Genomic DNA, 6,914 nt, shown 5'->3' on the forward strand with positions numbered 1-6,914 from the left:
ATTCTAACCAACTGAACTAACGCACCAAATTAAGATATTAACTTAACCGCTTATAGCGCATTTCTCATTTGCGAGTGCAAAGGTACTACATTTTTTTGATTCCACCAAATTTTTCCGCTATATTTTTACAAAAAAGATTGAAAAAAATATGCGTCCTCATATCCACTGCCCGTTTTCAGCCATCCTTTCAGCAATTTATCACCCTGAAAGCCAACTACTTCAAGCATTTTCACTGCATTTTGGTTACTTTCCGCTACAATGGCATAAATCTGATGCAAATGCAGCACATTTGATGCATATTGCATCAAAAGACGGATAGCCAACTGTGCCAAGCCCTGATGCTGATGTTCCTTTTTGATAACAATTCCCAGCTCGGCACGCTGATGACGGGGGTCGAAATTCATCAGATCGATGATGCCCACAGCTTCCTGTTGCTCGTTTTCTACAATCAGGCGAACCTGTTTATCGGTATAGATATCCGCCGTAGCCGTAGTGATATAGTCGAGCAACACCTGGCGGGAGTACGGCACATTGGTACCCCCCACCTCCCAGAGACTTTCATCATTCTCCATTTCATAGAGAAAATCCAAATCTTCCGGTTCCAAAGCCCTTAAACGAATCTTCTTATCTTCCATATTCCTCCCAAATAAATATTTTCCTATTATATTTCCTAATCTACCTACTATGATATGAGCACCTATTATATAATGTACGCGCGTACCTTATATATATTGTGCATTTCATCCATATCCATCACCTCCCCTTCCGTTATCACCTTCCCGATTTCCCGGGTATAGATAGCCAGCTTGTCAGGCTCATCCGCCCGAAGCGAAAGCTGATGCAGAATTTCCCCGTAACTCATCTTGTCGGCATCAAACAGCAGATACTCCGATTCATCCACCACAGAAGGCGTAAAGAACCCCAGACTCTTTCTCATTCTCGCCGCCAGCATCCTGACCAACGCTACGGAAGCACTGGCATAGATGGCTGTCCGGACAGGAAGACTCAAGAGCAGCGACATACCCGCATAATGCTTGCGGAAGAAGATGAGCATCGCCTCATAGAAGACATGCACATAGCGGAAACTGGATTTCTGCGTGCTCTCTCCCTTATAATGCAGGATATCCAAAGGCAGGAAATAGTTGTGATAACCGCCCTTCAACATGCGATAGGAAAGGTCGATATCCTCTCCATACATGAAGAAATCCTCATCTAACAGTCCCACCCGATCCAGGGCTTTACGGCGCAACATGCAGAAAGCGCCACTCACCACCTCTATCCGGTTCGGCTGATCCCATGGCAGGAATCCCATATAATAGCGTCCGAACAGTGGATGCTTGGGCCATCGGTTGCAGAATCCCAGCATCTTGAAGAAAGAAACCATCGGTGTAGGCAATCCTCTCCTGCTCTCCCTCGCCCATCTTCCATCCGCATTCAGCATCCTCACGCCTGCCGCTCCCGCATCGGGATGGGCATCCATAAAGCGGATGCATTCGCTCAGCACCTGCTCGCCCACGATGGTATCAGGATTCAGAAGGAGTACATACTCCGCCTCGCTCTGACGGATGGCGATATTGTTGGCTCGGGCAAAACCCAGATTGTGGTTGCTGCCCACAAACCGCACCATCGGATATGCTTCACGGGGATAGCGGTGCTGCAGATACTCCAGCGATCCATCGGAAGAATGATTATCCACCACGATGATCTCTGCCACATCCTTCTTTCCGGAGGAAGATGAAGCATCATCCTCCTGCATCACTTCGAAGGCACGGAGCACCGAACGGATGCATTGGTCGAGATAATACTTCACGTTATAGCTTACTATGATAACCGAGAGTTTCAAAACCTATCTTAACGATTAAGTGTTAACTACAAAACTATCACCTATTCTCCCTCCTCACTGGTTTCCTCGATACATCTGCCGATAGACGGATAAACGAAGAAAAGACAGAGCACAAGGATGATTGCCATATAGCCGAATGCAGGCGACATGGTCTGATAATACATAAAGGTATTGATGAGCATAGGCAGACAGAGCATGTTGATGCGGGTAGTGCCCCAGAAAAGCAGAGCATCACCCTTTTCCGCCAACAGTTTGCGGCGGATTGCCTTCAGGCTGAACAGCTTCAGCGCCATCGGAATCACCACAATGGTGGCAAGCTCCATTACTACCAGGATGCCGAACATCATCGTCTGGTTGGCAGCGATATCATTGGCGGTCAGTATCTCCGTTTCATAGAGAACTACCAGCAGAAAAGCCACCAACAGCATAAAGAGGAAGTTGGTCATCAATATTCGTTGTACTTGTTTGATATTCATTTATTTCTATTGATTAAATGGTGTTCTGTTCAGGATACTTCTACCCAGCGTCACTTCATCGGTATATTCCAGTTCATCTCCCACGGAAATGCCTCGGGCTATGACAGAGAGCTTCACGGGATAGTCGGCAAGCTTGCGCGAGATATAGAAATTGGTGGTATCGCCCTCCATCGTACTGCTTAAGGCAAGAATCACCTCCTTTACTCCCCCCGCAGCCACACGCTGTACCAGAGAATCAATCTCCAGGTCGGCAGGTCCGATACCATCCATCGGCGAGATGATGCCACCCAGCACATGATACAGTCCATGAAACTGCTGGGTATTCTCCACTGCCAGCACATCCTGCACATTCTCCACCACGCAGATGACAGAGGCATCGCGTCGGGGATCGGAACAGATGGGGCACACCTCGGTATCACTGATATTATGGCACACACGACAGTACTTCACCTCGCGCTTCATCCGGGCGATGGCATCCACAAACTGATCCACATCCCCTTCCTCCCTACGGAGCATAAAAAGCACAAGGCGCAAAGCTGTCTTGCGCCCTATACCCGGCAGCTTGGAAAACTCTCCCACTGCCTTTTCCAATAATGCAGAAGAATATTGCTGCACCATCACACTAGAGATAAATACCGATTCCCACCTTGAAACCTATCGTAGAATAATCAGTATGCTTCTTGAAGCTCTGATCATAGTAGATAGCCGGCTCAATGGTTACCTGCTTGCTGACAAAGTAGGCATAGCCTACCTCCACGCCCGGCATAAAGTCATTGTAGCTGCCCGAATGAGCCACCTTGGCACCAAAACCGAGATACAATCCATTCTGCTCGATATAATATCTGGCCTGAGCTCCGGCAGAAAAGTAATCCTTCACGCCATCCTGACCCGAATGAGTATATTCTACATGCCCCAGGAGCATCCAGTCATCTTCTACAAAATAACCTGCCTTTGCCTGAACACCGAAGTTCAAGTCCTGACTGCCATTATAACTGAGATTGAGACCCGTGAGCGACGCGCCGCAATACTGCTTTCCACTTTCAAACTGAGCATTGGCCCCCAAACTTACCAGAAGAGCTGCTGCTGCCAAAACTATTTTTTTCATACGTAACATTTTTATGTGTTGCTATTATTAATTTTCATATTCTGTCTGTACCAGGCAAAGAACCAGACCAGCGCTACCACCAGGACGATGACACTACCCGTATAAGCCACCGACTCGCTCAATGCCAGAGCCATCGGCGAGAGGAGCAGGAAGGTAGAACATACCACTGTCATCAGCAAGGCTGGCACCAGGGTGATGATGAACGGCTTCTTGCGCTGTACCAGATACACGGTCAAAGTCCAGAGTGTGAAGACCGCCAGCGTCTGGTTAGCCCATCCGAAGTATTGCCAGATAACATTGAATCCATCAGGATTCTCCATCTGCCATACCAGGATGCCCATCGTAACGGCAAACAGAGGTATGCAGATATAGAGACGGCGACGCATCGCACGCTGTTCCAGTCCGATAGCCTCGGCTATGATGAGTCGGGCACTGCGCAGAGCCGTATCACCACTGGTGATAGGCGCAGCCACTACTCCCAGCAGGGCAAGCACTCCACCAGCCACACCCAACCAGCTGGAGCAGACAATCTTCACCACGGTAGGTGCATCAAAGTTCTGAATGAGCGACTTTCCGCCATCCACCTGAGCGATAAACTGCTGAGCTACCTCTGGACTCACGCATTCACGCCATCCTCCATAATAGAAGAAGTACATGGAAACCGTAGCCCATATCAGCGCTACCACTCCCTCGGTAATCATCGCACCATAGAATACCGGTCTGCCCAGCTTCTCACTCTTCATGCAGCGAGCCATCAATGGGCTTTGGGTAGCATGGAAGCCACTGATGGCTCCACAGGCGATGGTAATGAAGAGGCATGGGAAGATAGGACTCTTTTGGACGAACGGTTCCGTACCCAGCCACGCAGGATTCTCATTGAGATTGCAGGAAGCCAGATTGCTCCACAACTCAGGCAAGGTTGGCCACTTGATGAACAGTCCGATCATCAACGCACCTGCCATGAAAAGCAGCGAGAAGGCAAAGAGAGGATATATCTTTCCGATAATCTTGTCGATAGGCAGAAGCGTAGCGATGATGTAGTAGATGAAGATGAGGATAATCCAGAACATCTTACTTCCCACAAACGAGCCAGAACTGCAGATGCCACCCAGAATAATGGCAGGACTATATACAAACACGGCACCCACCATCATCAGCAGCAGTACTGAGAACACGAGCATCACCTTCTTGGTGTTGCCGCCCAGATACTTGCCCACCAGCTCCGGCAGTCCGGCGCCATCATGGCGGATACTGAGCATACCACTCATATAATCGTGCACGGCACCGGCAAAGATGCAGCCAAACACAATCCAAAGATAAGCCACCGGTCCATACCAGGCACCCATGATGGCTCCAAAAATCGGTCCAGTACCGGCAATATTCAGGAACTGAATCATAAAGATTTTCCAACTAGGCAGCACCATAAAGTCAACTCCGTCGGCTTTTGCCACTGCTGGCGTAGGACGGTCGTCAGGACCAAAAACATGCGCCACAAATTTTCCATAAAGGAGGTAGCCCAATATCAAGGCTGCCAAACTAATGATGAAACTGACCATTTTCTTTTATTGTTTTTTTGAATTCTCTCTTCTTTTTGAGCCTAATCGCACTTTTTCATACGAATTGCACCGCAAAAGTAACATTTTTATTTGAAATACGAAAAATTATCCGTATCTTTGTTGCCAAATTGAAAGAATATGAAGAAATTATATACATTTTTAATGTTTTTAGGCAGTATTTTACCTGCACAGGCTCGCAATATACCTGAAAAGAAGCAGATACTGCCGGGTTCCAGCATCATATACAACAGTCTGGCGCCCAAGCACGAGGTAAGAGCTGTATGGCTCACCACCATCGGCGGAATCGACTGGCCTCACTCCTACTCCCAGTCGCCCTACTCGGCCAAGAAGCAGCAGCAGGAACTCTGTCAGATTCTCGACCGCCTGCAGCAGGCAAAGATCAACACCGTACTCATCCAGACCCGCATCCGTGGCACCATGATCTATCCTTCCGATTACGAACCTTGGGATGGATGCCTCTCGGGATTCCCGGGAAAGACACCGGGCTACGATGCCCTGCAGTTTGCCATCGACGAATGTCACAAACGCGGTATGGAGCTCCATGCCTGGGTGGTTACTATCCCGGTAGGTAAATGGGAGGCACTGGGATGCAAGAGCCTCCGGAAGAAATTCCCGGGACTCATCAGAAAGATAGGTGCCGATGGATATATGAATCCGGAAGACAGCCGTACCGGTGATTACCTTGCCGGAATCTGCCGCGAGATTACTCACCGATATCATGTGGATGGCATCCACCTCGACTATATCCGATACCCGGAAACCTGGAAAATCAAGGTGAGCCGCGACCAGGGAAGAAACTACATCACCCGCATCGTGGAGAAGATTCACAACGCTGTGAAGTCGGAAAAGCCTTGGGTCAAGATGAGCTGCTCGCCAGTGGGCAAATACGATGACCTGAGCCGTTACTGGAGTCACGGATGGAATGCCAACACCAAGGTTTGCCAGGATGCACAGGGATGGCTGCGCGACGGACTGATGGACGAACTCTTCCCGATGATGTACTTCCGTGGCGAGAACTTCTATCCTTTCGCCATCGACTGGCAGGAGCAGAGCCACGGCAAGATTGTGGTGCCTGGACTCGGCATCTACTTCCTCGACCCGAAAGAAGGAAAATGGAAGATTGATGACGTGACCCCCGAAATGTACCTCACCCGCAGCATGGGAATGGGATACTGCTTCTTCCGAAACAAGTTTCTGCTGGACAACAAGCAGGGCATCCTCGATTTCACAGAGAGATTCAACGAATATCCATCGCTCGTACCTCCGATGACCTGGGCAAGCAACCGCCAGCCGCAACAGCCACAGGCTCTCAGCGTAAGGAGCGAAAAGGGAAATGTTCAGATTTCATGGAATAATCCGTCAGAATATACCGATGGTACTGCAATTCCTACTCCCTATATATATAATAATGTATATGCGAGCAGAAAATATCCCGTGGATGTTACAGATGCCAGAAACCTCATTGCGGCTCGACATCTGGGCAACGAACTGCTCTTGAAGTCGGAAGATGACGACCAGCCACTCTATTTTGCCGTTACTTCGATGGACGGATATGGCATAGAAAGTGGCGCTACCCAGGAAAACAGTCGAGATTTCAGCAGAAAGTTGACCGCCTGGGGTGCAGCCAGGATGTTGCGCTGTGATGCTAAAAACGTACATTTGCCGGAAATCGCCAAAAAGTTGGATACAAACGTCTTTCTGGTCGAAACCCTGCAAGGTACGGCTGTGGAGCACCTTGTGAGCGAACACAATCTGATAGATATCAGTAGGTTAAGCAGTGGAACCTATCGCCTTTGCAGCATCAATCAGCGGGGTGTGAAGCATACGTTGGGAACCTTCTACAAGAAAAAAATTGCAGAAAATTGAAAAAAAACTGCAGAAAAATTTGGTGGAATCAAATATTTGTAGTACCT

General features: G+C 48.8%; 7 protein-coding genes. 1 reads left to right on the forward strand and 6 read right to left on the reverse strand.

The window, feature by feature from the left end:
- Window positions 1–125: 125 nt before the first annotated feature.
- The 6 genes from DW657_RS16220 to DW657_RS16245 all read right to left on the reverse strand — a co-directional run bounded on the left by DW657_RS16220 (window position 126) and on the right by DW657_RS16245 (window position 4,980).
- Window positions 126–635 carry a GNAT family N-acetyltransferase gene (locus tag DW657_RS16220; RefSeq protein WP_118313435.1) on the reverse strand — a complete coding sequence of 170 codons (510 nt, stop codon included), beginning with the start codon at window positions 633–635 and terminating at the stop codon, window positions 126–128.
- Window positions 636–700: 65 nt separating this feature from the next.
- A complete protein-coding gene (locus tag DW657_RS16225) occupies window positions 701–1,843 on the reverse strand; it encodes a glycosyltransferase family 2 protein (protein WP_118313436.1) in 1,143 nt (380 codons plus the stop codon).
- Between the two features lie 41 nt (window positions 1,844–1,884).
- Window positions 1,885–2,319, reverse strand: coding sequence for a hypothetical protein (locus DW657_RS16230; RefSeq protein ID WP_147381981.1), 435 nt, complete (start codon window positions 2,317–2,319; stop codon window positions 1,885–1,887).
- Between the two features lie 6 nt (window positions 2,320–2,325).
- Window positions 2,326–2,937 carry a recombination mediator RecR gene (gene recR, locus DW657_RS16235; RefSeq protein WP_089542737.1) on the reverse strand — a complete coding sequence of 204 codons (612 nt, stop codon included), beginning with the start codon at window positions 2,935–2,937 and terminating at the stop codon, window positions 2,326–2,328.
- Window positions 2,938–2,941: 4 nt separating this feature from the next.
- Window positions 2,942–3,433, reverse strand: coding sequence for an outer membrane beta-barrel protein (locus DW657_RS16240; protein WP_118313438.1), 492 nt, complete (start codon window positions 3,431–3,433; stop codon window positions 2,942–2,944).
- Between the two features lie 2 nt (window positions 3,434–3,435).
- Window positions 3,436–4,980, reverse strand: coding sequence for a carbon starvation protein A (locus DW657_RS16245; RefSeq protein ID WP_118313439.1), 1,545 nt, complete (start codon window positions 4,978–4,980; stop codon window positions 3,436–3,438).
- 138 nt (window positions 4,981–5,118) lie between these two features.
- Between DW657_RS16245 and DW657_RS16250 the strand changes: the two genes are divergently transcribed.
- The gene (locus DW657_RS16250) at window positions 5,119–6,867 is read left to right on the forward strand and encodes a glycoside hydrolase family 10 protein (RefSeq protein WP_118313440.1); all 1,749 of its coding nucleotides are present in this window, start codon (window positions 5,119–5,121) and stop codon (window positions 6,865–6,867) included.
- Window positions 6,868–6,914: the final 47 nt, after the last annotated feature.

It is taken from the genome of Prevotella sp. AM23-5 (assembly GCF_003473645.1).
In the GTDB taxonomy this organism is placed as follows: Bacteria; Bacteroidota; Bacteroidia; order Bacteroidales; family Bacteroidaceae; genus Prevotella; species Prevotella copri_A.